This is a genomic window from Sinomicrobium halophytocola, from assembly GCF_052983395.1.
In genome coordinates this window covers 541,828-566,688 of record NZ_JBRKIT010000011.1, presented here as the reverse complement: position 1 = coordinate 566,688, position 24,861 = coordinate 541,828, and the positions used below count along the sequence as shown (strand labels likewise).

Annotated in this window: 20 protein-coding genes; 6 read left to right on the top strand and 14 right to left on the bottom strand. The window is 44.1% G+C overall.

Annotated elements, in window-relative coordinates:
• Positions 1 to 50 precede the first annotated feature (50 nt).
• The 5 genes from ACVBDY_RS04345 to ACVBDY_RS04325 form a co-directional block, all read right to left on the bottom strand.
• Positions 51 to 1,535, bottom strand: coding sequence for an SGNH/GDSL hydrolase family protein (locus ACVBDY_RS04345; protein WP_447174243.1), 1,485 nt, complete (start codon positions 1,533 to 1,535; stop codon positions 51 to 53).
• A gap of 35 nt (positions 1,536 to 1,570) precedes the next feature.
• Positions 1,571 to 2,815, bottom strand: a complete 1,245-nt coding sequence (locus ACVBDY_RS04340; protein ID WP_447174377.1) for an OmpP1/FadL family transporter — start codon at positions 2,813 to 2,815, stop codon at positions 1,571 to 1,573.
• A gap of 300 nt (positions 2,816 to 3,115) precedes the next feature.
• On the bottom strand, positions 3,116 to 3,886 hold the full coding sequence (locus tag ACVBDY_RS04335; RefSeq protein WP_447174242.1) for an alpha/beta fold hydrolase: 771 nt from the start codon (positions 3,884 to 3,886) through the stop codon (positions 3,116 to 3,118).
• 197 nt (positions 3,887 to 4,083) lie between these two features.
• A complete protein-coding gene (locus ACVBDY_RS04330; protein ID WP_447174241.1) occupies positions 4,084 to 6,507 on the bottom strand; it encodes a hypothetical protein in 2,424 nt (807 codons plus the stop codon).
• 116 nt (positions 6,508 to 6,623) lie between these two features.
• A complete protein-coding gene (locus ACVBDY_RS04325; protein WP_447174240.1) occupies positions 6,624 to 7,325 on the bottom strand; it encodes a tetratricopeptide repeat protein in 702 nt (233 codons plus the stop codon).
• Positions 7,326 to 7,730: 405 nt separating this feature from the next.
• On the opposite strand from ACVBDY_RS04325, the gene ACVBDY_RS04320 reads away from it, so the two are divergent.
• From ACVBDY_RS04320 to ACVBDY_RS04310, 3 genes are read left to right on the top strand one after another with little or no spacing between them, the layout of a single operon-like run.
• Entirely contained in the window at positions 7,731 to 9,281 is a 1,551-nt protein-coding gene (locus ACVBDY_RS04320; RefSeq protein WP_447174239.1) for a serine hydrolase domain-containing protein, read from the top strand.
• A 31-nt stretch (positions 9,282 to 9,312) separates the two neighbouring features.
• Complete coding sequence (locus ACVBDY_RS04315; RefSeq protein WP_447174238.1) at positions 9,313 to 10,167, top strand: polysaccharide lyase; 855 nt, start codon at positions 9,313 to 9,315, stop codon at positions 10,165 to 10,167.
• Positions 10,167 to 11,117: a hypothetical protein gene (locus tag ACVBDY_RS04310; RefSeq protein WP_447174237.1), complete on the top strand. Its 951-nt coding sequence runs from the start codon at positions 10,167 to 10,169 to the stop codon at positions 11,115 to 11,117. Before ACVBDY_RS04315 ends, ACVBDY_RS04310 begins: the two co-directional genes overlap by 1 nt.
• Before the next feature lie 15 nt (positions 11,118 to 11,132).
• Here ACVBDY_RS04310 and ACVBDY_RS04305 read toward each other — a convergent pair whose 3' ends face one another.
• Both ACVBDY_RS04305 and ACVBDY_RS04300 read right to left on the bottom strand, forming a co-directional pair.
• A complete protein-coding gene (locus ACVBDY_RS04305; RefSeq protein WP_447174236.1) occupies positions 11,133 to 11,927 on the bottom strand; it encodes an SDR family oxidoreductase in 795 nt (264 codons plus the stop codon).
• A gap of 15 nt (positions 11,928 to 11,942) precedes the next feature.
• Complete coding sequence (locus ACVBDY_RS04300) at positions 11,943 to 14,237, bottom strand: M20/M25/M40 family metallo-hydrolase (protein ID WP_447174235.1); 2,295 nt, start codon at positions 14,235 to 14,237, stop codon at positions 11,943 to 11,945.
• A gap of 242 nt (positions 14,238 to 14,479) precedes the next feature.
• Between ACVBDY_RS04300 and ACVBDY_RS04295 the strand changes: the two genes are divergently transcribed.
• Complete coding sequence (locus ACVBDY_RS04295) at positions 14,480 to 14,944, top strand: CBS domain-containing protein (RefSeq protein WP_447174234.1); 465 nt, start codon at positions 14,480 to 14,482, stop codon at positions 14,942 to 14,944.
• Between the two features lie 62 nt (positions 14,945 to 15,006).
• Here ACVBDY_RS04295 and ACVBDY_RS04290 read toward each other — a convergent pair whose 3' ends face one another.
• The 7 genes from ACVBDY_RS04290 to ACVBDY_RS04260 all read right to left on the bottom strand — a co-directional run bounded on the left by ACVBDY_RS04290 (position 15,007) and on the right by ACVBDY_RS04260 (position 22,455).
• Positions 15,007 to 15,354 (bottom strand): hypothetical protein, encoded by a 348-nt coding sequence (locus ACVBDY_RS04290; protein WP_447174233.1) that lies wholly within the window; start codon positions 15,352 to 15,354, stop codon positions 15,007 to 15,009.
• The gene (locus tag ACVBDY_RS04285; protein WP_447174232.1) at positions 15,354 to 15,839 is read right to left on the bottom strand and encodes a DUF6265 family protein; all 486 of its coding nucleotides are present in this window, start codon (positions 15,837 to 15,839) and stop codon (positions 15,354 to 15,356) included. Before ACVBDY_RS04285 ends, ACVBDY_RS04290 begins: the two co-directional genes overlap by 1 nt.
• 300 nt (positions 15,840 to 16,139) lie before the next feature.
• Complete coding sequence (locus tag ACVBDY_RS04280; RefSeq protein ID WP_447174231.1) at positions 16,140 to 16,550, bottom strand: hypothetical protein; 411 nt, start codon at positions 16,548 to 16,550, stop codon at positions 16,140 to 16,142.
• Between the two features lie 520 nt (positions 16,551 to 17,070).
• Entirely contained in the window at positions 17,071 to 17,445 is a 375-nt protein-coding gene (locus ACVBDY_RS04275; RefSeq protein ID WP_447174230.1) for a T9SS type A sorting domain-containing protein, read from the bottom strand.
• 227 nt (positions 17,446 to 17,672) lie between these two features.
• Complete coding sequence (locus tag ACVBDY_RS04270; protein WP_447174229.1) at positions 17,673 to 18,200, bottom strand: hypothetical protein; 528 nt, start codon at positions 18,198 to 18,200, stop codon at positions 17,673 to 17,675.
• A gap of 99 nt (positions 18,201 to 18,299) precedes the next feature.
• Complete coding sequence (locus ACVBDY_RS04265; RefSeq protein WP_447174228.1) at positions 18,300 to 21,116, bottom strand: TonB-dependent receptor; 2,817 nt, start codon at positions 21,114 to 21,116, stop codon at positions 18,300 to 18,302.
• Positions 21,117 to 21,216: 100 nt separating this feature from the next.
• Positions 21,217 to 22,455 (bottom strand): beta-helix domain-containing protein, encoded by a 1,239-nt coding sequence (locus ACVBDY_RS04260; RefSeq protein ID WP_447174227.1) that lies wholly within the window; start codon positions 22,453 to 22,455, stop codon positions 21,217 to 21,219.
• 241 nt (positions 22,456 to 22,696) lie between these two features.
• Here ACVBDY_RS04260 and ACVBDY_RS04255 point away from each other — a divergent pair, with 241 nt between their 5' ends.
• Positions 22,697 to 23,383, top strand: coding sequence for a response regulator transcription factor (locus ACVBDY_RS04255; RefSeq protein ID WP_447174226.1), 687 nt, complete (start codon positions 22,697 to 22,699; stop codon positions 23,381 to 23,383).
• 342 nt (positions 23,384 to 23,725) lie between these two features.
• On the top strand, positions 23,726 to 24,802 hold the full coding sequence (locus tag ACVBDY_RS04250) for a sensor histidine kinase (RefSeq protein ID WP_447174225.1): 1,077 nt from the start codon (positions 23,726 to 23,728) through the stop codon (positions 24,800 to 24,802).
• Positions 24,803 to 24,861: the final 59 nt, after the last annotated feature.

The window sequence follows — 24,861 nt, the reverse complement described above, 5'->3', positions numbered from 1 at the left end:
AAGCGCTTGTTTAAAAAACAAGCGCTTTTTATATATACATTTTCCTGTACCTATTTCACAAATACATCCGGATAAGCTCCCGGGTTCACCTCGGGAATAGTGGAATTGTACGTTTCGTTTATAGCTTCCAGGAAGGCATTGGTAACAAGAGCATATCCTTTTGCCGTAGGATGCACTCCGTCCAGGGAAAAGGCTTTCCCGGTGGCGTAGGTAGAGGTGAGCATACCTCCGTCATAGGGTATACCGGTTTCGGCAGCCTGTGCCAGCATAGCCCTGGCATCTACAAATGCGAGCTCATATTGCTCCGCCAGTGCCTTGATAGTGGCATTATACTGAGATTGGGCATTGGACACCAGTAACTGTTCTTCCGGTGTTAAAACCCATTGATCTCCCAGCGGAACAGAAACCCCGTTGATCTGTGTCGGGTCTTCTCCTACCGGTGTTCCGATAAAAGACGAGGCATTGAGAACAATAAGGTCTTCGGAAGTTGTTTGTCTTAAATTGGGAATATCTTCACCGGTAACGGGATGTTTTAAAGGAGTGAGGTCTTCATCCAGAATAACTACGGGATTTTGCCCGGCCTGAAATTTGATCTCTCTGCGTTGCGCTTCTTCTTCCTCTATCTGACCTAATAACACGAACAGGGGTAAAGCCTGGTTATAATCCGCATACCCTTGATTTACTTGGTTAGCCGTTGCTTCGTCCATAGGAACGGGAGCATAAGGTACGGTAGTGAAGTAGGGGATAGAGGTTACATCCGGAATATTGGCCACGGCACCTTTGGCGCCGTTCCCGGTAAGAGCGGTCAGCAGATTGTCATATACCGATGCGAACACACTCGGATCGGTAATATCATTTTCGCCATACCCGGCAGGATTCATGTCACCGGTCCGGTCGGTTCCGACACCTCCGGAAGTGGCATAGGCAAGAATGTCATTGTTGCCTATCCACAATGTGAAAAAGGTGGGGGCCTGTGCTACGGCATCGGCGATAACCGAAGTACTGGCCGAAGAGGCAAAACGAACGAAATACGGATTGGCCGTACTGCCCACTCCTCCGATATTACCGTAGCCCTCCGCTACAAGGTGATAGATCTTTGCACCGGGAACTCCCATATTGTTCATGGGACTTTCGATGGTATTGGTGATATCCGTAGTGGGCTCTTCATCGAGATTAACGGGAGAAGGGTTGCCTTCGGCATCAAATTCCAATACCATCCTGGTATCGGCTATCTTATTGCCTCCCGCAAGCAGCCCTCCGATGTTGTCATTCACAAGCGGCTGTGTAAAATCACCGCCGCCTACGTGAGCAAATTGCTTGGCCATCATATTGGGATAGGAGTTTTCCTGTCCCTGGAGATAAAGGGCATTATCCGCATATCCCGCAGTGAGTGAATTACCTACGGCAACGTAGTTGGTAAAATCGGCATCACCTGCCGAGTAAAACCCGGATTCGCTTACTTCCTTGTCAAATTCGGGTTCACAGGCTGCCAGTCCTAATGCTAAAAGTGCTAATAGTTTTATATTGTTTTTCATCGCTATCGTTTCTTTAGAAAGATTAGGAAAATAGATTAAAAGCCATAGGAAACCCCGATACTGGGGATAAAGGCGTTATTCTTATACGTGCCTCCGAAAGGTACATTCTGGCCGTTTTCCTGGTAATGATCGTAGCTTGCATCTACTTCATCGAAGTGGATGAAGAGGAATGCGGCATCTATGGCAAACCTTTCGGATATGTTAAATGAAAGTCCCCCTGTAAAGTTGTTGGAATCGTTTCTCGGGGTTTCCGGGGCAAAATATCCTGCCTGTACCGGAGATTCGTCATAGTAATATCCTCCCCGGATCGTAAATCTTTCGGTGGCGATATACTGCAGTCCAAAACGATATACGGAGGAATTCTTATAGTTCCTCGGGTTATGGGAATCCGTACCGTTACTGAAATAAACGTCGAGGGATTCGTAGGCGTCCCAATATACCCTGTTATAGTCGAAGGCTACAAGCCACTTCTCATTGATCATATAAGAAGCACCTACGGCAAGTTCGGCAGGTAGGGGCAAGGTGGCGTCAAAAGTGACGTTGTCATACGTGCCCGGAGCAGTGCTGGGGATATTGTTGAATTCAGCTTCTCCGCCCCTGGCTTTCATTTTCATTTCGGATTTATAAGTTAAACCCAGCGTGAGTTTGTCCGTAGGGCGGAATGCGAGACCAAGAGAGTATCCCCAGGCCGTAACCCCGCTGTCATCTATGGTAACATTGGCTCTTTCTCCGGCAACATTGGTCATGGAACGATCTATGCTACGGTTGAAGTTTACACTACCAATAGCAATGATAGGCCCCCCGCCTATACTCAGTTTGTCATTAATTTTAAAGGATAATGTAGGCTGTATATAAATAGCAGCCAGTTCTATTTTATTAACGAGGTGCGAACCTTCCCAGTTTTCAGGATATTCCACACCACTTCCGTAAGGAGTATAGACCCCGATACCGGCGCTCATCCACTCGTTGACTTTATACGCGGCATACACGTTAAAAGGTGTGGCAATAGGGTTATCGGCTTCGGTGCTCCAGCCAAATTGACTGTTCTGAAAATGAATGTTGGAAAAAATGGGACTGATCCCTGCACTGATCGTAATCTTCTTGTCGAGGAAGGTAAGTCCGCCCGGATTAAAGAATACGGACTCTGCGCTATTGATAACAGCAACTCCCGTATGCCCCATCGCAAGCTGTTTTTGCCCCTGCAAGGCTACCCGGTAACCTCCGGCGTAGGCAAAGGTAGTAATCAATACCACAATTGCTGAAATGTAGGTTCTTTTTATCATTGTCTATTTCGGTTTTTGTGTTTTTACTGTCAAAGTATCAGATATTACTTGTTAAATAAATTTAAAGCAAATAATCCCCTCATATTTACTGTGAATAGATTTTAACCGTTACGGCTCTTAAATTTGCGAAAAGCCACAGGTTACGTTAATACCTCCGGAAACTTTCGCGTTATGCGGGGTAGAAAAATATACCTGTTTTCAGTTTCTTAAGAATATAAGCAAATTTTGTGATAAAATATGAAATATGCAATTTTTGGAGCATGAAATTATGCATGCATAGTAAATTTACCTTAAAATTTAACATTTCAAAAATCCGAAAGTGATATCGAAGAACTTTTTCGGATTTTCCGCTTGTACCCAATGACCTGCATTTGGTATGGCAGAAACCGAAGCTTCGGGAAAGTGTTGGAAGATGAGAGATTCGTCCTGAGTGGTGATATATTCGGAATTACCTCCTTTTATAAAAAGTGTTTTTCCCTTGTATACGGCATTGTCGGGGAGTGCTTTTCCTATTTCCTCGATATTGTCATTAAGGGCGGTGAGGTTAAAACGGAAGGCAAGTTCGTCCTTGTCTTTCCAGTAGATATTTTTCAGAAGAAATTGCCTTACACCCAATTCCGGGATATATCTTGCCAGTTGCTCATCAGCTTCTTTACGACTTTTCGTTGTTTTAAAGTCGATGGAAAGGAGCCCGTTGAGAATGGTTTGGTGGTGTACGGGATAGTATTTGGGCGAAATATCGGCAATGATCAGTTTTTCTACCATTTCCGGATAGGTGGTAGCGAACAGCATAGCGGTTTTTCCTCCCATGGAATGCCCTATGAGAGTGATTTTTTCCAATTTGTGATTCAGGCAATAACGGTGCAGATCTTCGATAAGCAATTCGTAGGAAAACTGATTGGAATGAAAGCTTCTACCGTGGTTTCTCTGGTCGATAAGGTGGACCTCAAACCCGTTTTCGGCATATTGATTCCCCAGGGTTTTCCAGTTGTCTGACATTCCGAGAAATCCGTGAAGAATGATGAGGGGGTTTCCTTGTCCTGTTATTTTGGAATAAAGTTCTTGCATGCTTCTTTATTTTATAAATTTTTGCCGCGAATACACGGATAATTTGAGGATAACTATTATTGTATCCATGTATTTCCCTAATACAGACTTTCAATCTATAATGATCCGTTTTTTTAATTATAGCCACCCGATTTCCCGAAATATACTATACGAATGAAAAGAGGAAGCAATGATATTGCCAGGTGTAAATATCGTGATTATCTTATTTCATATACGATGATCTTATCTTTTTCTCCCTGGGTAACAAATTCCAGTTTTCCGTTGCCATCCATATCGGCAAGGTCTATAGCGGAAGTTCCGTATACGGGGAAATTGCCGAGTAATAGTGCATTACTGTCAAACAGGTATACTTTTTTTGCCTGAATGTCGGTGAGAGCTACGTATATTTTATTGTTTATGTAAAAGATATCGGGACCGGTATAAATACCGTAATCCAGTTCGTATTTGTTTTGTTTTATGGTCAGTATGTTGTCGGACAATGTGGCCAGTGTTCTGGATGTTGCGGCAATATGGTGGTCTTTGGCCAGGCTCAGGGCTATTTTGTTGAGTCCGCCGCGTTCATCTACCTGGATGAGGTCGCCATCGCTATTGGTGGTTGTAAATTTATCCTGGTAGAGATATAGTTTGTTGTCTGAGAAATCGATATTTCCTTTTACGTTAACCCTGCTTTTCCCGGTACGGTGCAACAGGTGCAGCGTGCCGTTTTCTTCCTGCAGGGCAATGTAATCTCTAGTACCTGTCCGGAAGTGTTGGGGAGGATTGAGGACAGGACTTTTGGAACCGCTGAAGTCAAATCCTTTTACTCTTTTTCCATTGGCGTCAAAAGGAACAATAACATTTCCCTGGGTTATGAAAAACCGATATTTTTTATTGTTGTCATAATCAAACAATGCAAGCCCTTTGGTGATTGGTTCCTGTACTTTTACCGGGAAGGGCGAAACATCATTACCATTGCGATCTATGACATAAATACCGTCCGGTAGAGTAAAAGCGAGTTGTAGTTTTCCGTTCCTTAAGATATCTACCTGTTCTATTTTTCCTGATATCCCGGCGTTTAATTTCTTTTTCCAAAGCACTTTCCCCTCGTTGGAAATCAGGTACAGATTGTGCTCCATGTCTTGTACTACTACTTCTTTTTCCTTATTCAGGTGATTGGTCACCAGTTGAGGCGGAATGGCTATATCGGCATCCAGGGCTATATTGAATTTTTCCGAGATCCCGGTTGAGGCACCTGCTTTTCCGGGTTTTTGCAGTAAGATATTGGTGTGTGTAAAATGTTTATCTGCAATGGCCTGTACCACCAGGTACGGAAAATCATCCGGTGACGATAGTGAAAGATCGTCATGATACCCGGAGAGCATTTTTTCGAGGAACAATTCCTTGTATTTCGAAGCAATACCCACCGCAAGCATGGATGAGGCATCGGGCAGGCTCTTCATAATTCCCGTAAATGAAGTCCGTTTTTCCAGGGTAGACTGGTTTTGATAACTTGTAATGATGTCAGCGAGCGCTTCGGGGTCGCTTCCCAGCACGATATAGTCGTCCACCGCGGTGTAGAAACGCATGGTATTTCCTCTTCCGAAGGGCGGAAGGGTTTCCGCAAACGGCTTCAGGGTGTCTATCTTATAAATATTGTGCTCACGAAAGGTATTCTGTAATACAGCAGAACCGGAAAATGCTTTTTCCGCCATACCGGCATCAAAAGTGTGAAATATCACCACATCATGGCTTTCACCATAAATAATCCCGACTTCATCCGCCGTAGCCAGAAGGTCGCGAAGGGGAGAGCCGGACAGGGAATCTTTATATGCACTGAAATCATACGGGGCCAGAGACAGCATTCCTTTGGCATCGGAAGGCGTTATTTCTGTAGTTTTTCGACGTCCGACAGGTATGGAAGTCGTTTCGGAAATAGTGTCTTTACCCGGTACAATTCCCGTAAGCAAAAGCTCTCCGGGAGACAGAGAAATGTCAAACATAGCCCACCTGGCGGGCTTTTGTATTTTGGCAGTACTATCGGGCAATGTCAGGTTTCCCGGGTAAAAAGGATGGTCGCGGAAGAAGAACGAAGCCTGTTTGTCCTTGTTGGCCAGTTCGTATACTTTCCGGAAAGCATCCCGTCCCGGTGTATTTCCTCCGAGTATACTTTGTTCCATCAGGGTTTCCGAGGAAGACGCTATAAAAACACTGTCGATAACCGTATTAAAGAACCTGTGATTTTCAGAGGAAACCTGTTTAATCGGTGTTTTGTTGAGGGAGGAATTTTCGGTTTTCCACCCCTTCAGGGAATCCAGTGTAGAATAATTGTTCGTATCCCCGGAAACATAGGCAAAGTCATAAATACTGTCCGAACTCCGGATAATACAAAGAAGGGCCTCGCTTTTTTTGTCCAGTACCCGGAGCGGTTCCAGTTTTTTGGAAAGTCCGGGAGGGATAAGCGTATTGGATTTTAAAAAGTCATTGTTTTTCAATGCATTGAAAAATGCCTGCGGATTAGATATTTTGACTACAATGGAGGTGTTTTCCGGGATATGGGAAATGAGATCGGTGTTTGTTTTCTTAGGGGTAGTACAACTTGCCAGGACGAGGGAAAGCATAAAAAAAACAGCGGTCTTTCTCATTCGGATAAATTCCATTTTACCTCAGGTTCTTTATAATAACGAATTGCGGGACAATACTATTGTTCGAAATTACGAATTCCGTGCCCGTTAAAAGAAAACAGCCTGTAAAATACGGGCTATTTTCCTTCTCCTTTTTCTTCTGTGATTTTGGTCTTTTGATTGTTCAGTGCCTGCCTGATCTGCTTGGCCAGGTTAAAATTCGGGGCCAGGGTTATAGCTTCATCGATCAGTTTCAGGGCTTCATCTATTTTGGCCTTGTCCTCATTATAGGTAAGCAATCCCTTTTCATAAGTCAGTGCAGCTTTTAACGGCACTTCATACGGAGGTTTGCTTTCGTAAAAAGGAACTTTCATATCGTCTTTGGCATTTTCCAGTCCGTAAGCAATATGTTTTTTGGCTTCCTCTATTTTTCCTATCTGCAGGTTGAGGTCCGCAAGTTCGTATGCGAGAAAGGCATCCGGTTTTCTTTCAAAGAGAATCTCGTATTGCTGTACGGCCAGTTGTGGCTGGTCAAGGGATTTCAGGGAAATCGCTTTTACATCGACAGCCATATCCGAAGCGGAAGCGTCTTTTTCCGACCCCAGGAGGTTTATGGCCTGCATGTACTGTCCCGAGTTGGCGTATAGGAAAGCCAGGGTATCTTTTCTTGCATCGGAAGGCTCTATAACATATAAATGCGTCAGTGCATTGATAGCGCCCCTAATATCTCCCTGGGTTCTCATTTGCTTGTAAAAAGCGTCGTAATGCTTTTTAAGGTCGCTTTGGCCGTTTGCAGCGAAAAATGATGCAAAAATGGCCAGGATAATAATTTTCTTCATTTTGTTCAAACGTGTTTTTAAGGTCTTCAAAACTAAAAAAAAATAGGATTGAAAGAGGAATAATTAACTTTAATTAAATCGTTTATGAAAAATAAGTGTTTTTTATCTTGTAGGAATACCGTATTTTTTTCCGTCACAGCCTATCTTCGGCCTATCTGGTGCTTCAAAATAAAAAACTTTTTGTCCTCTTTTAATCGAAGTGTGTTTAAGTCATTTGTAATTTTTTACAACTAAAATTAGCTTTATTGTACTTTTGAGACCCTTTTATTGAATTTCTGTTACCTTTTTCTGTTCTTCATTTCTGTAAGTTTGTTCTGTCATCGCTCTGTGTCCCCGGGAGTTAACGGGAAGATGTTTTTTGTGGAAAGAAAACAGATGTGTAGTAATGACTTCAAACACAGCTATATGAAAAAAACTTTGCTTATCCTCTTTTTTGTCACAACAACCATATTGACGGTATGCTGCAACAGGCAACCGGACAGCAGGCTGGTGACAGGAGAGGTAAAGAAACTGGATGCTTACATTGAAGGGCTCCGGCAAAAACTGCCTTTGCCATGCCTGGGGGTTGTAGCTCTAAAGGGCGAAGATATTTATGTCCGGGCTACAGGGCACCGTGTATATAGTGAGGGGCAAAAGATAGTGTTTTCCGACCGTACTCCCTTTTTTACAGGTGAATTGTCCGGGCTTCTCGTAACTACTGCCATAGCACGCCTGACGGATGAAGGAAAACTGGATATGGATGCGGCAGTAGTCGATTACCTGCCCTATTTTGCCCTGGCGGATACCGATGTCGGGGAAATAAAAATCAAGCACCTGATGAACCAGACCGGGGGAATTCCCTATCATTCCGCAATGTGGGACCTTCCGGATTTCAGCGGTTCTGCCCTGGAAAGCACAACCCGGAGTATTCGTCTGCAACAACCTGAATTCGCCCTGCCCGGAACGAGAGTTAAACGTTCCCCTTATAATTTTGATATTCTCGCCGACTTAATAGCGAAAGTAACCGGGATGCCCTTTGAAGATTATATGAAAGCAGGCATTTTGGAACCGCTTCGTATGGAAGATTCCTTTTTTCCGAAAAATGACGGTTTCAAAAACAGCGTGGCCTTACCACATAGTATAAAGAACTGGCTTACCTATACGATCGATACCGTAACAACATATCCTCTCAATCGGCAATATTCGGGTAGTATGGGCTGGCATACTTCGTTGCGCGATCTGTCGAGATGGCTTTTTATGATAATGCACAAGGGGAAAACAGCGGAGGGATATCAGTTTTTAAAAAGAAGTACCGGTGAGAAACTGCTCGCCTGGCAGCGAACGGGGGAGATGAGTGCTATAGGATGCGGCTGGGAAGTCATCCCGGCAAAAGACAAAACTGTGTATTACAAAGAACACAACACAGGTAATTTTACGACGGGAATAACCATGATGCCTTCGGAAGGACTGGCGGTGGCGGTGATGAGCAATATCGCCGGGGATTTTAATACGGAATCCGTTCGCAATGGCATAGTACGATGGCTGAAACAAGAGCAGGAGAGTCCCGGAGAGGTAAAACCTCTACTCGCTGCAGTACTGGGAAAAGAACTGGAAACAACCGGGCAAATGGACAGTGTTTTTCGTTTATATGAACGCCTGAAGGAAAACGATCCTGAAGCCTACGATTATTCCGCAGTATCATTGGAACAGCTCGGTACGAACCTGCTTTACAGGCTCCGAGAACCCGGAAAGGCGCTGTCGTTTTTCCGGTATTGCGAAAAAGTGTTCCCGGAGTCGGATGCTATAAAACTCGATCTTGCCGAAGCCAGTCTTATGAATTCCGATACCCGGAGTGCTACCGCTTACCTCGATCAAATAGACACCATAAAGCCCGGAACTCCGGAGGCCGACATGCGGGTCCGGTTGTTGAGGACGGCATTGAAGAACCGGGAAAATGTCATTACCAAAGCAGAATAGTTCAATTATTAACCAATTAAACCCATTTATTATGAAAAAACCAATGAAAACAGCTAGGTCGTTGCTGTTATGTACCTTGCTTATCTGTGGATTGTCTTCCTGCAACAAGGATATGGACGATGCCGATATGCTCGTGGACGAAGACATGAAAACAACAGCCCGTGCCGTATATTCCAGCCGTACGGTGAATTTTAACAATCGTTCACACGGAAATTCATACTGGAATTCCTGGGCACAGGAGGATTTTGGTGACGGATGGGGTTGGAATTCATCGAGGACCTATGTTTCCAACCAAACCCTTCGCGTTACATTGATAGCGGATGCTGTAGGGGGAGGTTCCGGGATGACCGCCAATGTAAGCCTGCCGGCCAGCGACGGTTATGAGGTGTCTTACCAGCTAAGGTTTCACAGCGCTTTTGACTGGAGCAGGGGAGGAAAACTCGGTTTCGGCCTCCTGATCGGTGACAGGAACACCGGATGTGACCGCCCTACCGATGGAAACGGGGGAAGTGCCAGGCTCATGTGGTATAACGATTACAACAGGGTATATTTTCGCCCGTACCTGTACTACAGGGACCAGCCCGAACAATGCGGGGATCATTTCGGACTTTCCTATCCTTCCTCCGGGAGTATTTCCAGGGGAACGTGGTACACCGTAGTTATCCGCGTGGAAAGCAATACGGGGTCCAGCGCCAATGGCCGTGCCCGTATTACGGTAAACAATACCACATTACTGGATGAAAATGTACGGTGGACAACGAACGATTCGAAACGCCTTATCAACGCCCTGTCTTTTCATACGTTCCGGGGCGGGAGCCAGAGTTACTGGGAGTCCGATAGCGTAGGTTATATTTATTACGACAATGTAAGCTGGAACCAGATATAATGTCAATATCCGACCGAAGAAGGCCGGGGAACCCTTTGAAAAGGCTCCCGGCCTTTTCTGTATTATACAGGAAAGTAAAAAATAGCATACCGGTTATCCTGTTATGCGGAATATATCACGTTTCCGCGCAGCACGGAGAAAAGCGAGACCGGTATCGATTGGAAATCCTTCCCGGTGTATGGTACGGAAATCAGTCCTGGTCGATAGCAGGTAACATACAGGGAGAAAACCCGGATATCCTGTCCGAATTATCCTGGTCCGGTCTTCGCGGTCCGGGAGTGCAGATCCGTGGAGAGGGTACCGTCTGGAAAAATATGGTGATAGGAGCGGATCTTTCTGTTTTCTTTAGTACGGGTGGAGAGGCTACGGATACGGATTATGCCGGGAACAACAGGACGGAGAAACAGTTTGAAACAAACCTGATGGCAGATAAGGGAGAGAACTACACCTGGAATGTTACTGCCGGTTATCTTTTCAACATAGGACAAAGATTCGGACTGATCCCGGCCATCGGTTATGGTGAACAACGCCAAAACCTGTTCCTGCTGGACGGTGAGGCGCTCAACAGTTCCTATAAAACAAGGTGGAAAGGCCCGGTTTTTCGCCTGTCCGCTTTCTATAGTTCCCGTATCTGGGAAGTGACATGCACATTCACTTATGCTCAACAACAGTATTACGCTGCGGCCAACTGGAATCTTATAGATGCTTTTGCCCATCCCGTAAGCTTTGAGCACAAGGCTAAAGGGCATCATTTTTCCGGAATACACGAATTGATTTTCCTTCCGGAAAGGCGGTTTTCCCCTTTGCTGTTCGTCTCTTATGAAACGGGGAGCACGGGGACAGGCACAGATACGCTGTACCTGGCAGAAGGCGGCCGGGAATATACACGTTTTAACGGTGTGTCCCGCAGCAGTACGGCAATAGGCGCCGGGGTAAAATTATCATTTTAAGAAAGTTTTTTGATGCTAAATGCTTGTACGGAAAGTATATTGAAGTTCTTCGGACAGTTTTTTGGAAGAGATTATTTTTCCTTTCACGGGAGTATCTTTGAATTCCGGTGCAGGAAGATCAAATTCCCTCGCTTTTTTCGTGTAATACTCTTTTCTTGTGGGATGGAAAGGAAAAGCGGCATGATAGGTTTCGCCCCATTTCTCCTGTTGCAGTATTTTCAGGATGATGGAAATACAATCGTCCAGGTGAATAAGGTTAACCGGGGCATCCGGGTTTTGAAGTCCTTTTTTTCTCGCCAGGTGATATACAGGATGCCTGTCCGGCCCGATAAGACCGGCGAACCTGAGTATTGTGGTTTGGAAATAGGATGAGGATTGTAATAACTGTTCGGCAGCCAGCAATTGTTTTCCGCTTTCGGTTTCCGGACCGGGAACGGTCTTTTCTGTAATAACCGTATTGTCATCCCCGAATACGGATGTGCTGCTTATAAAAAGGAGTTTTTTAACAGAAGAATTCTCCACTGCTGCTAATAGTCGTTTCGTTTTTTCTACAAAATTTTCCGGGCTGGCACCTCGTAGTTTCGGGGGAATGTTTACAAGCAGTGTATCCACATCTTTAAGGAAGCGGTCCATTGGTCCGTCTATCTGATTTTCCTGCAAACGGATCAGGTAAGGGTGTATCCCCGCTGCAGCGAGTACGTTTTCCTTTTCTGCAGAAGTAGTGGAGCCTTTAACATGATATTCTTTTTCAATACATTTTTCAGCCAGTGGAAAACCGAGCCATCCGCAGCCGAGAATTGCTATCCGCATAGAAATACAATTTGTTTATGGACGACCAAAAGTAACGGTTTTTTTGACCACGACCGCGTCGTTAAGGACAAAGGGCATAGGAATGTGATCTTCGGGCCTGGCGGGAACCGTAAACAACGGGTTTTCCAGCAGGTCGTTGGATGCTTCGTATAATATGAGTTCCGGGGTTTCTCCTTCCGGGAAACGCAGGATTATTTCCGTATAGTCGTTCTCACTTATAAAATGAGAAAACAGCCGGTTTTCCCTTTTCGGGTTTTGAAGATATTTTTCAGGCAGGGCAAACCCGTTTACTTTACAGGAAATAATGTTTTTCAGGGAAGTAAAGACATCCAGCCGGGTAACGTTACGTTGTGGTATTATACAAACTTCCACCTGCCTGTCGGTACCGATAAGCGTGTCGCTGAGTATTTCTACTACGGGTGGAGGGACATCTTTTACCGGCGCGATGGCCGTATAGGAGAACCCGGTGTTGTATTTGCTCGCAATGGCAGCTTCTTTACCGGGAGAGGGTGTTTTTTTTTCCTGTCCCAGGTAGGCAGAAGTCCATATGCCGGGAAGCTTGTCGTAAGTGGCCCATTCCGCTTTACCCGTATCCGTATCCATTACATATAACAAACTGTCCGGTTTCGGCCTGTCTTTGGTGAACCCGGATTGCATATGTGCGGTAATAAGCAATACTATGGTTACAACGCCGGTAAACAACGCCAGTTTGTCCTGTTGCCTGTAAAATCCGAATACGGGTATGAGCAATCCGAACAGCAATACCGTAAACAGGGTGGAGGCCACCATCATTTTAAGCCCGAGACCAACGGGGAACATCTGCACAAAGGGCGTAAATATCCAGATAGCCGGCAGGGTAAGAACGGCCATAAGCAAAAGGCCGGGTTTCTCAAAGAAAATAAGTATAGCCATAGCAATAAGCGCCGCATATACGGGGATAACGAAGAAGGAAGCCCCTTTGAGGTAAATTCCGAGCAGGATACAGATGATAATCCAGAAAAAAACGGGGAAAACAAACAGGTTTACCGGTCGTATGTGACTGAATTTATGATAGGTAAAGAAACAAACAGCCAGGCTCAGGGCTGTGAAAGCCGCGATATAGTAATATCCGTTATACGTAAAACCATGAAGAATATCGGCATACTGCGGGTATATTTTAAGCAGTAAAGGCCAACTGTAGTACCCTATAAGCCCGCTTACGAGCAAGGTAATGACAAATGGCAGTATCCCCAGGAGCATTTCCTTCACATGAACCTTCTTCTTAATTATACCGAAGATGAGAAGCGCTAAAAACAGTACGGCAGCCAGGATATTCATGGCCGTGATCCAGGAAAAGGGATAGGATATCAAGGTAGAGAAGGGGGCGTTAAAAAACACGTAATCTTCGTTGCTCTTCAGGTTGGAAATATCGGCATCACTGAAATAGTGCAGCAGGGGCATGAGATAACTGCCCTGGTGTTCCAGGGTGTTGCGGTCCAGCCTTTGTTCCGTGTCGAGCGCGGTATGATAATCGAAGTGATCGTCTATAAAAGCAAAATTGAACCCTTCCGTATCGGCATCTTCCCGGAAAATGGTGAGATCGGTATCGTTGGGGAGCATTTTGTATATGCTGTACATAAAGGAATTGCTCACCGGGTATTCGGGACGGGCTTTGGTGAACTCCCGGATAAGTCCGGAGTTTCCGCCATTGGTCTCCAGCAGCATAAAACCCGGGCCTCCGCTTCCCCTGGCTTCGAAATTGAGCACCAGTTTCACGTCTTTTGCCCAGGGGTGTTGTTTTACAAAAAGCCGTGCGCCGTTAAGTCCCAGTTCTTCGGCATCTGAGAACAGGATGATAATATCGTTTTCCGGGACTTTATTTTCGGAAAGGAACGCCCGGACACCTTCGAGTATGGTTGCTACGCCACTGGCATCATCGCTGGCGCCAAAGGAGGAATGCGGACTGCTGTCGTAATGGGAAAGCAGCATCAGGGCCCGGCCGTTGCCACTACCTTTAATACGAGCCAATATATTCCGGGCTTTACTGACATTGCCCCAGTTGCCCGAGGTATAACCTTCCTGCACCTGTGCTTCCAGTCCCATTTTACGGAGTTCGGCCAACAGGTATTCCCGGACTTCTTCGTGGGCAGCAGAACCTACGTAATGGGGTTTTTGTGAGATGGCCCGAACCTGCATCATTGCCCTTTCCGTAGAAAAGGTGTTTTCCGGTGCATTTACTTTGGTATAGGTATGCGGCATAATAGCGTAAAATGACCAGTAAACGGCTCCTATAATGAAAAGAAGGGACAGTGTGGCGGCGTAACGTCTCATGGTATGGCGGTTTAGTGAAAACAAAATTTCCCGTACAAAATACGAATATCTGCGGATATGGGAAATAGTCATGACCTGGAGAGCCTTTTTTAAAGATAGGGCTGGTGTGTGCCTGAAAACCGGGGAGTATCGTGATTTATTATTATGGTATTTTTTAAAGTTTAATAATGATTTATGATATAAAATTATGTTAATTAATTATAAATCATTAAATTTAGAGGAGAACTTAAAACAGAACAACCATGGGAATCAAGAGTTTTCAAGGGGCCAGACAGGAAATCAAAAGAGAGTACCTCCGCCCCATAGCAGTAGCAGATTATATGACGAGGAAGCTAATAACATTTACGCCGGAACAGTGTCTTCTGGAGGTTATGGAAGCCTTTATGAAGCACAAGATCACCGGGGCCCCCGTAATAGATGACAACGGAAAACTGATTGGGATCATCTCGGATAGTGACTGTATGAAACAGATATCGGAGGGACGTTATTTTAATATGCCCATAGGAGATATGACCGTACGAAAGTACATGTCCAGCGAGGTAATGACCATACAGGGCGATGTCAGTATTTTTGATGCGGCTACCCAGTTCCATAAAACAAGGCACCGTCGTTTTCCGGTAGTGGAAAACGGTTTCCTGATCGGGCAGATCAGTCGTAAGGACGTTATGCTTGCCATTCTTAAATTAAGCGGGCACCACTGGCGTTAGTACGGATTTAAAGCCGTTTGTCTATTGTTGATAAAAAGAGGTTCGTGTCATGTTAGTGTATTTCAGTTTTTTCTCACCACCATATAAAAATCGTTTTCCAGGGGAAGGTACCCCAGGTCATAGAGGAAATAGTATATGGTGCCGTTCCTTGTTGTATAGACATTGGTAAAGTATTCGAAATCGAATCCTTTTTCCATGAGTCTCATTTTTGTGGTTTTTGTTTTGTCTCCCGGGTTGAGTTCCGATAAGATCCGGTAGTTTTTGCGCAGTTTGTTATTGATGTTCCTGATGAGATTTTTACTGTCCTTGTTCAGCCGGTTATTATAAGTATTCCTGCAATGATCGCTGCAAAACTTCTTGTCCGTCCGTCCGGAAACTTTCTCCCCGCATTCCAGGCAATTTCTGGCCATTACTCCGCACGTTTGTACTGAAACGTCATTTCTTCACCGGATTCTTCGAAAAGAACATGAATGCTGATTTCGTCCTTCCCGGTCTTTTCAAAAGTGAGGCCGTCAAAATAGGCCTTGTCTTTTTCCATACGGACCAGGCGGAACGTTTCGCTTTCGTCTTTTTCTTCCCAGCCTTTTAAATCTTTATCAAAATGCTTGATACGCAGCAGCAGCGTCTCATCCTGCTGACTGATGGTACACAGTTCGTAAAATTTCACTACGTCGTTCACTACGAGTTTAAAGGACCCCATCATGGAACCACCCAGGGGAGAGCCCCATACTTCTTCGGTAACCCCTCCGAGGGCTGTGCCCTGCCAGTGACCGGATATCCAGGAAAGTTCAGAGAGTTGGCCGGCCGGCGATGTCGAGTTTTCCTGCCATTGCACAGTGTGTTGTGCATAAGTGATACTCATGGGAATAAAGTACAAAAATAGAAGTGTTTTCATTGAACAGGGTTTTGGTGGTCATTATTCAGTAAATATATTATGGGGATAGGATAAATATAATAAAATTATCCGAAAGGATTTTTTCAGATTTTTATATGGAACGGTTTAGTATGACAGCAATTGTTTTAACCTGGTGGCTTCGGTACCCTTTCGCCCCTTCTTCGAATACTCAGTATATCGTCTCATGGGGTATCTTCTTTTTTTTAAAACGTCACAACTCCCCCCTTGAAGGGGACACAGAGGGGTGCACCCTCTTCACGATACCTCAATCAACCGGAAGGTGCTGTGCACGATAAGGTTTTATGCCGGCACGGTATCATCCCTAACAGGGACAGTATCGTTTCGGATCATAGGGAGACTCCTGTCATGCACCGGAGTTTTGTTGTTGGCCGAAACCTTATGGTTTCGGCTGCAAACCTGTCCGTTACCAATGATCGTGCATTCATTTTGGCCGGCTACGGTATCGTCCCCGCTAGCCACGATATGGTTTTGACTGGTCACGGTATCGTTTCTTATGGTCATGTATCCGTTTCGGCTGGTCACGGTATCGTTTCTTATGGTCATGTATCCGTTTCGGCTGGCCACGGTATCGTTTCTTATGGTCACATATCCGTTTCGGCTGGTCACGGTATGGTTTTTAATGGTCACGTATCCGTTTCGGCCGGGAACGTTCCTGTTGCCAATGGTGGTGTATCCGTTTCGGCTGGCCACGGTATCGTTTCAACTTCAAACCTGTCTGTTCTCAATGATTTTGCGTTCGTTTCGACTGGTAACGTTACTGCGGTCAGTTGCAACATCCCGATCCCGATAAATAGCGGAACTTTCGGGAGAGGGATTATCGAAATGAAATTCTTGTTATGTACTTTTTAGTATCTGTAAATGCTGAATATCGAATGTTGAACCACAGCATGTCGAAGTACCTGCTATGCGTTATAAATCCTTAAAACTTCAGCATTGGATATTAATCATTCATCATTCCTTTAGGTTACAAACTAACGATGTAATAACATGTACTAAAATGGAACGGATAAAAGGGATAGGGGAGAGACTCCGGGGTTAAAGTTAGTTGTTCTCTTTATAAAATCGTTTATGGAGAACTTCAGGGAACAAACCGGGCGGGTTGAAATCAGGATGGAGAGAGGGTATGTGTAAAACCTACACAGCGTGTGTAAAAATGTGTATTATTTCCTAAGACACGGAGGGGCGATTTTGGTTCACGGGCCCGGAACAATTATTTTATAACCAGTTTCCTGGTGGAAATATTGTTTGTCTCCGTAACCTTTATAATATATATACCAGCGTTAAGGGAGGAAACATTGAGGGTTTTCCCGTTTATTTTGGTACGCAGCACTTCTTTTCCGAGGACATCGAAGATAGATACGTTTTTCGGGAGATTTTTCTTGGAATGTATAACTACCGTACCGTCAGTGACCGGGTTGGGGAACAAGCGAAGTTCTTCTATATCCTTCTTCGGAATCGTATCTTGTTTAGGCCTTGTAACAAGAGCCCTGTAGTTGGTCTTGTAAGGCGTTTTTGTTTGTTTTTCCTGGGAGTGTCCCGTGGATAAAAAACCGAGCGTTAGGATAAGAAGGTAAAATTTTTTCATTGGCCACATTATTAGGTATATACAAAGTTATTAAAAAAATGTTTCCCCGTTGCTAATATTTTGTTAATCCGATACGATATTATTTATAAAAATGTGTCAGAATTCATACAATCTACTCAAATTTTATTCCAAACAACTATAAGGGGATAAAAAAACCGCTATTACGAAGTGTAATAACGGCTGTATGCGAATGAAAATTGTATTGTTTTAAAATGGATATGGGATCGTTATTCCTTATCCAGTCCGAAATAGTCCATTACGGCAAAAAAATCTTTAAAGTCAAGGTCCGCCGGGGTAATGTGGCGTATAGTTTCAGGTTTTATGGCTATGACTTTTAATTTCTTATAATTCAATGTTTTTTCGTAAGATTCTGAATTTTTAGACTGTTCGGCAATGATTTTAAACTTTACAAGTTCGGGATTTGATGAATCTTTTTCATATTCATTGTAAATCTTGTATTTTTTATCCAGTCTGACTCCCGGAATGGGAAACCACTCATTTTTTCCGGACTCATTATAAAACCCGAGGTACACCCATCGGTTTGACTCTGATGTAGTAGTATCCTGCTGAGTGGGAAAAGCGAGTTGAAGATTAAGGCTGTCCCGGAAAGATTGATTCTGGTAACTGAACACAATGGCGTCTCCTTTAGTACTGAGTTCGGGACCTTCCTGGTTTAGGTCGTCATCATTTGAACATGAAGAAAAAATCAGCGCGATTATGAGAATTGTTTGATAAATAAAGTTTTTTGTTTTCATGATTTCGTTTTTAGTTCGGTATTTTGAGTTTTTCAGTTTTATCTAAAAAAAAGCTGCCCGATTTTAGGGCAGCTTTGTGAGATAAATATTCAAAGTTTGTTAAAACTGATAACTGTACCCGATAGAAAACTCCCTTCCCGGAGCACGGAACGAGAAGTTCTGGTTTTCGGCACGGAAGGACTCATACTGGCTTTCCCTGTCATCATCCATAATGTTGTCTACCTTGATACTTATTTTGGAGCGTTGATCTTTGCCGAACATTTTAGAAAAGTTAAAGTTCAGGCTATTGAAAGGCATGGTATACACATCGGGGTTTAGCCCGGCAGAACCTACTACTTCAAGGGTTTTGCCCTGAACGTTATAAAACAGCCCGCTTTCCAGGCCTATCCCATCGTTTTTATAATTAAGTCCCACATTGACGAGATACGGAGATTGACCTTGTAAATCTCTTTTTCTGTCTATGGTCTCCCCTTCTTTCAGGTAGAGATTACGCGCAGCATATTCCTGTTCTGCCATATCCATCTTAGAGTCTATTAAAGATACGTTTAGATTTAGGGATAAATCTTTCAATCCTTCCGTAATAAATCCTAGATGCTTACGGGCTTCCAGCTCTACCCCGATCACTTCTGCAGAAGGTGAGTTTCGAGGGGTGTAGTTGGTCGGTGCCGTATTGTCATAAGCTACAATTTCTATAGGGTTTTTGAAGTGTTTGTAAAATCCGCTGACAGCAAACATCTGGGCTTCTTCGCCAAATAACTCCCACCTCAAGTCTACATTGTCTATCTTGGTGGGCTCCAGGTCGATATTTCCGATAAAGACCAATCCGGTAAGTAAATCTGCAATTTCAACCAGTGATTTTTCCTTGAAGCTAGGACGAGCGATAGTTCTGGAGTAGGACCCGCGGAGATTCATATTGTCTTTCAACCCGTAAATAAGATTGGCAGAAGGGAACAGGTCTAAATTATCCAATACTTTTTCATTATCCATTGTCCTTGTACCGCTGTTGTTCTGCCCGGTGAAAAAGTGTGTAAAGTACTCTCCCCTTAACCCGATAATAGCTCTGAGTTTTTCGATAGGCTTAAACTCGTTTGAAATATATAGGGCTGCGGTATTTTGATTTGCGTCAAAGGTGTTAGCCGGTTGAAAATTCCCACGGATAAAAGAACCTGTGTTGGTTTCGGGTGTCCAGATATTTTCCGGAGCAAGTATGGCATTCGGATTACCGTTGAAGTCGACAGTATTAACTGAACGTAATCCTACATCATAACTGTATATGCTGTAATCTCGTTGCTTGTAGCTGTATAGACCTCCGAATTTTAACACGGACTTCCTGTCGAACAGAGAGAAATTTTTGGTGAAATCCAGTTTTCCGACGATGTTGTCTTCTACAAGATCGCGCCATAACCGTGACGGATAACCTGCATCGGAACTTATACTATAGGTTCCGTCTCCATTGATGATAAAAGTGGTTAGCCTGGCATCTTTGTCCTGAACACTGGCCCGGGTAGGAGCTACATTCCATTCGGTAGTAAATGAGGCGTCTTTATTGGAGTGTTTACCGGAAAACAATAGACTGGTCACCGAACGCTCTGTGTATTCCAGGTAATCTTTTACTACTTGTATGGAATTAGAAACTTGTGTATCTTGATTGTAGATAGAGGCTTGGTTTTCTCCATTTTGAAGATGGAGGATATTAAAGCGATATTTAGATCTTTCTGTCTTATAAGATAATCCTGCTAATCCGGAAAGTAATACATTGTTTATACCTAAGTCACCAACTCTCCTACGGTCGTATCTCATTTCGTAATTATCAGATTCACTCCATTTTTGATATACCCCTTCGTCAAAATTTTCATAGAAGGAAGTGGTGTTTTTATAGTCCAAAGAGGCAATAAGCCCCAGTTTGTTATCATTACCTACATCAAACTGATTTCCGTAGCTAAAACTCAAGCCGAAATTGGGCATGGAGTTTTTCCGTTGTGCCGCCATTTGGGGGTCAAAAGAACGGGTGATCCCTTCCAGAGTACCATTGTCGGAAGGAGGGAGAGGAATATTGGCAGTGGATGAGACAGGTAATTTTCTGGTACCGTCATCAAACCCCAAAAAGTCGGTGCCTCCTCCATCATAGCTCAGGTAATTGTCTTTAAAGTGCATATCAGGATTGAAACCTCCCGAAACAGAAAGAGACATTTGCTTCGAAGTGGGGAAATCCTTCGTTACTATATTAACCATTCCCCCGGTAAAATCAGCCGGAAGTTCGGCGGCAGCTGATTTTTGTACGATCAGATTTTCCAGGATATTGGTGGGAAAAACATCCATTTGTACTGTGTTTTTGTCCGGATCCAGACCCGGGATATCCATACCATTCAAGGTAGATTTGGTGTAGCGATCCCCCAAGCCACGTACATATACGTATTTTCCTTCCTGCACAGATACCCCAGGAACCCGTTTTACTGCTGAGGCAATGTCACTGGCCCCGGTTTTTTTTATCCCTTCGGAGGAAAGTCCGTCCAACAAGGTGACGGAATTCTTTTGGATATTGAGTACTGAAGCCTCCGTGTTTTTCCGGGTAGTGGTGGTGACTACTACTTCTTCTAAAGCAGTGGAAGACTGGTTGAGGGTAACGTTCAGTTCCACGGTTCCGCCGGAGGTTACTTCTACTCCTGTGATCTCCTTGGTTTCATAGCCTATAAACGAAAAGATAAGTGTATGAGTGCCAGCTTCAACATCCAGGGAATAAAGTCCGTCAAAATCAGAAGTGGTTCCGTTAGTGGAGCCCTTTATTACTACATTGGCAAAAGGGAGTACGTCATTAAACTCACCGTCCATTATTTTCCCGGTAACCGTACCCGACTGGGCAGATAATAACTGGGTTATAGCGGAGATAACAACAACTGAAAAAAGTTTCTTTAACATCAGTCAAATGGTAATTTTAGTTTTTTTTAAATTAAGCAAAATGCCCAAGAGAAGAATACCCTTGGACATTTTACTGAAATATCGGATTTTGTATTCTGTTTTAGAACTCAACCATTGCAGCGGCATAGGTCCAACCGAATACAGAAGTATCTGCTCCACTTGTAGCATCAGCTGCGTCAATAGCTTCAGCATTCTCGTAGAATTTGGTTTCATCACCCGGCTCGAAGTCACCTGCAAATATATTTTCCCAGGCAGCACCTTCCGGCAATACTATTTGCCAGTCTGAGAATGTAATGTTGTCATTGGCAAGTTCTGTAGCAGAATCTGCACCATTGATGTTTACTACAACATCTTCTCCGGTTCCAAAACCATAAGCCAGTATATTTTCGAGATTAGCCAACAAACCGTCTCTCAAGTCCGCATAACCGCTTGATTCAACTCCTGCACCAATCAAGGTGATATTTCTCATAGTGTGCATCATGTTGGAATCGGTAGTTCCTTCAGGTCCATCCATTTCAAGACCGGTTCCGGATCCTGCTCCCATGATTACCAGACCATTATCCATGGTACCTGACCATCCTTGGTCGGTGTCAAAACCATCATCACCTTGCGCCCAAACCAAGGCATTTGTCACATTTACAGTACCGCCAAACCACTCGATGCCATCATCTTGATTTGCCACTATTTCTACGTTTTCAATTGTAGTTCCTCTACCTACACCACCCAGGGTAAGACCGTTAATCTCATTGTCCGGAGCAATGGCTACACCACCGTGACGAATAGAAATATATCGGATTACACCAGAGTTGTCATCAGGATCGGTGCCTCCGTACTGTCCATAGGATTCGGAAGGAGGAATACCTTCTATCTGTGCATTTTCGCTATCTCCGTTTGCAGAAATAGGTGCCTTCCCTAAAATGATAACACCGCCCCAAAGACCGTTGTCGTTTTCATCTAGGTTAGAACCTTGTAATTCACCTGGTTGGATGTTATCGGAATCAGCAGTAAAGATGATGGGGTTTTCCGCAGTACCTTCGGCCATAAGTCTCCCGCCTTGGTCTACAACTAGTGCTGAAGCCACTGACTGCTGTCCGGGCTTACCTTTTATAATAGTACCGGGTTCGATAGTAAGTGTAACACCGTCGTCTACTACCACTTTGCCTTCCATAAGGTATATATTATCAGCAGTCCAGGTTTCGTCCTCTGTAAGAATACCACTTTTAGTTATTCCTTCCTCTCCTGGTTCTGGTTCCGGGGTAGAAGAATCGTCATCGCTGGAACAAGCTGAAATAAATACTGCCAGTAAAGCAATAATGGATAAAAATTTGATTTTCTTCATTTTAAATCAGGTTTAATTAATTTCTTTGTGTTTTCTGAGATTGTTGTTTGTGAACAATTACTTTGATTTATTCAAGGGCAAAGAAAGGAGGGGTTTGTAAAGATGGTGTTACGCACAAATTAAATGTATGTAACTTTCATGTTAGGTTTACGTTACCAGATTAAAAGAATGTTAACCGCTTTAATTTTTTAATATTATCTTTACTTTTGGCATGACTAACACCACGTAAATTAACATTCAAATGAAAAAAAGAGACATCCGGATTTTACTGGTAGATGACGAACCGGATATTCTGGAGATCGTAAGTTATAACCTTTCTACGGAAGGGTATAGCGTGTCTACGGCAGGCAATGGTTTGGAAGCCATATCAAAGGCCAAAAGAGAACGTCCGCACCTGGTTATCCTGGACGTAATGATGCCCGAAATGGACGGTATTGAGGCTTGTGAACAGCTACGCAAGATACCTGAACTTTCCAACACTGTGATAACCTTCCTGACTGCCAGGGGAGAGGACTATTCGCAGGTAGCTGGTTTTGACGCGGGAGCGGACGACTACATCACCAAACCGATTAAACCGAAAGTCCTGGTAAGCAAGGTAAAAGCTCTTTTACGCCGGTTAAAGGACCAGCAGGAACCGGAGGAAACTGTGGTGAAAGTGGGAGATATAACCATTAACAGGGACGAGTATAAGATAGTTCAAAAAGGCAATGAGATCATATTGCCCCGAAAGGAATTTGAACTGCTGTCGCTTCTTGCATCCCGGCCCGGTAAAGTCTTTAAGCGCGAAGAGATCCTGGATAAAGTGTGGGGCAACGAGGTTATTGTCGGTGGCCGTACTATCGATGTCCATATCCGTAAACTTCGTGAAAAGATCGGTGATGACCACTTCAATACGGTAAAAGGAGTGGGGTATAAGTTTGTATTGTAAGATGCCTGTGAAAGCCATGTGATCATGTATCAAGTGATCCGGGGCAAAAAGTAAAATCAAAAAGATGATAATCTCTCCCCCTTGAGGGGGAGATGCCGAAGGTAGAGGGGGTCTCGCCCCTGTACTGATTGCCATGGAAACGAAGATACCGAAGGTAGAGGGAGAACTCTGCGCTGTGCTGATTGCTATGGAAACGAAGAAACCGAAGGCAGGGGAAGTGTTTTTTGCTACTTGAATATCCGTCTTCCGAATACCCATTCACCCGTACGCCCGCTTACCCGAACATCCGTATTTCCAAAACTTTCCGTTTCTTTGTACGGAAGAAACGATCAATCCTGTGAGATGCCTACAAAATTAAAGAAATCCTATAAGTTTGCACTGCGTTCTTCCCTGTATATCACGATGACTTCCGGTGCTTTTGTGGGCTTATTGCTCTATTTGTTTTCCGTGCCGGAGACTGTAGAGGTCTATTGGAAGGTATTAACCGTTTTCGCCATAGCCAGTTTTCTCTTCTGTTTTCTTATTATCCAGTTCCGGGTGGAGCGGTTTATTTACAAAAGGGTGAAAAAGATCTATGACGATGTCTCTCTCCTGGAATCCACTTCTTTTCACCAGCAGCCCATAACTACCGATATGGCAACGCTTACCCGGGAGATCGAAAAATTCGCACAGGGTAAGAAACTGGAGATCGAAACCCTTAAGGTAAGAGAAACCTATCGTAAGGAATTTATAGGCAATGTATCGCACGAATTAAAAACGCCGCTTTTTACCGTACAAGGCTATATTCTGACCTTACTGGACGGAGCTATTAAAGATAAGGCTATCCGGAAAAAGTATCTTCAAAGGGCAGCTAAGGGTGTGGAACGGCTTATTTACATTGTGCGCGACCTGGATATGATAACCAAACTGGAGGTAGGTGACCTGCATCTCGATCACGAAGTGTTCAATATCGTAGAAGTGGTGGAAAATTCTTTTGACCTGCTGGAAATGAAAGCGGCAAAAAAGAATATCACGCTTACTTTTGATATGGGGTATGAAGATCCGATCATGGTGCGTGCCGATAAAGAACGTATTCAACAGGTGGTTACAAACCTGGTGGTCAACTCCATAAAATACGGGAAGCCTGATGGAACGACGGAGGTAAGTATCGAAAACCTGATAAAGAATAAAGTAATTGTCCGGGTGACGGATAACGGAGAAGGTATCGAAAAACAACATATCCCGAGGTTGTTTGAGCGTTTCTTCCGGGTAGATAGGAGCGGGAGCAGGAAAGAAGGTGGCTCAGGTCTGGGGCTTTCCATAGTAAAACACATTATGGAAGCACATAATGAAAAAATATACGTGGAAAGCGTTTTCGGTATCGGCTCCGAATTTTCCTTTACACTGGAAAAGGTGGAAGATAATGAGTCAATACGATAATTTGATAATTGTGGATTATGAGTTAAAAAGTGAAAGAACCAAAGCGAAAATCAGAATTA

What these genes read in the sequence shown, in the direction of transcription:
- ACVBDY_RS04260 (WP_447174227.1), bottom strand. Translation starts at nt 22,455, where the DNA reads ATGAAGAAAATCAAATTTTTATCCATTATTGCTTTACTGGCAGTATTT.
- ACVBDY_RS04290 (WP_447174233.1), bottom strand. Translation starts at nt 15,354, where the DNA reads ATGGCCAGAAATTGCCTGGAATGCGGGGAGAAAGTTTCCGGACGGACG.
- ACVBDY_RS04300 (WP_447174235.1), bottom strand. Translation starts at nt 14,237, where the DNA reads ATGAGACGTTACGCCGCCACACTGTCCCTTCTTTTCATTATAGGAGCC.
- ACVBDY_RS04320 (WP_447174239.1), top strand. Translation starts at nt 7,731, where the DNA reads ATGAAAAAAACTTTGCTTATCCTCTTTTTTGTCACAACAACCATATTG.
- ACVBDY_RS04270 (WP_447174229.1), bottom strand. Translation starts at nt 18,200, where the DNA reads ATGAAAACAAAAAACTTTATTTATCAAACAATTCTCATAATCGCGCTG.
- ACVBDY_RS04275 (WP_447174230.1), bottom strand. Translation starts at nt 17,445, where the DNA reads ATGAAAAAATTTTACCTTCTTATCCTAACGCTCGGTTTTTTATCCACG.
- ACVBDY_RS04325 (WP_447174240.1), bottom strand. Translation starts at nt 7,325, where the DNA reads ATGAAGAAAATTATTATCCTGGCCATTTTTGCATCATTTTTCGCTGCA.
- ACVBDY_RS04305 (WP_447174236.1), bottom strand. Translation starts at nt 11,927, where the DNA reads ATGCGGATAGCAATTCTCGGCTGCGGATGGCTCGGTTTTCCACTGGCT.
- ACVBDY_RS04335 (WP_447174242.1), bottom strand. Translation starts at nt 3,886, where the DNA reads ATGCAAGAACTTTATTCCAAAATAACAGGACAAGGAAACCCCCTCATC.
- ACVBDY_RS04310 (WP_447174237.1), top strand. Translation starts at nt 10,167, where the DNA reads ATGTCAATATCCGACCGAAGAAGGCCGGGGAACCCTTTGAAAAGGCTC.
- ACVBDY_RS04330 (WP_447174241.1), bottom strand. Translation starts at nt 6,507, where the DNA reads ATGAGAAAGACCGCTGTTTTTTTTATGCTTTCCCTCGTCCTGGCAAGT.
- ACVBDY_RS04255 (WP_447174226.1), top strand. Translation starts at nt 22,697, where the DNA reads ATGAAAAAAAGAGACATCCGGATTTTACTGGTAGATGACGAACCGGAT.
- ACVBDY_RS04285 (WP_447174232.1), bottom strand. Translation starts at nt 15,839, where the DNA reads ATGAAAACACTTCTATTTTTGTACTTTATTCCCATGAGTATCACTTAT.
- ACVBDY_RS04345 (WP_447174243.1), bottom strand. Translation starts at nt 1,535, where the DNA reads ATGAAAAACAATATAAAACTATTAGCACTTTTAGCATTAGGACTGGCA.
- ACVBDY_RS04295 (WP_447174234.1), top strand. Translation starts at nt 14,480, where the DNA reads ATGGGAATCAAGAGTTTTCAAGGGGCCAGACAGGAAATCAAAAGAGAG.
- ACVBDY_RS04250 (WP_447174225.1), top strand. Translation starts at nt 23,726, where the DNA reads ATGCCTACAAAATTAAAGAAATCCTATAAGTTTGCACTGCGTTCTTCC.
- ACVBDY_RS04265 (WP_447174228.1), bottom strand. Translation starts at nt 21,116, where the DNA reads ATGTTAAAGAAACTTTTTTCAGTTGTTGTTATCTCCGCTATAACCCAG.
- ACVBDY_RS04315 (WP_447174238.1), top strand. Translation starts at nt 9,313, where the DNA reads ATGAAAAAACCAATGAAAACAGCTAGGTCGTTGCTGTTATGTACCTTG.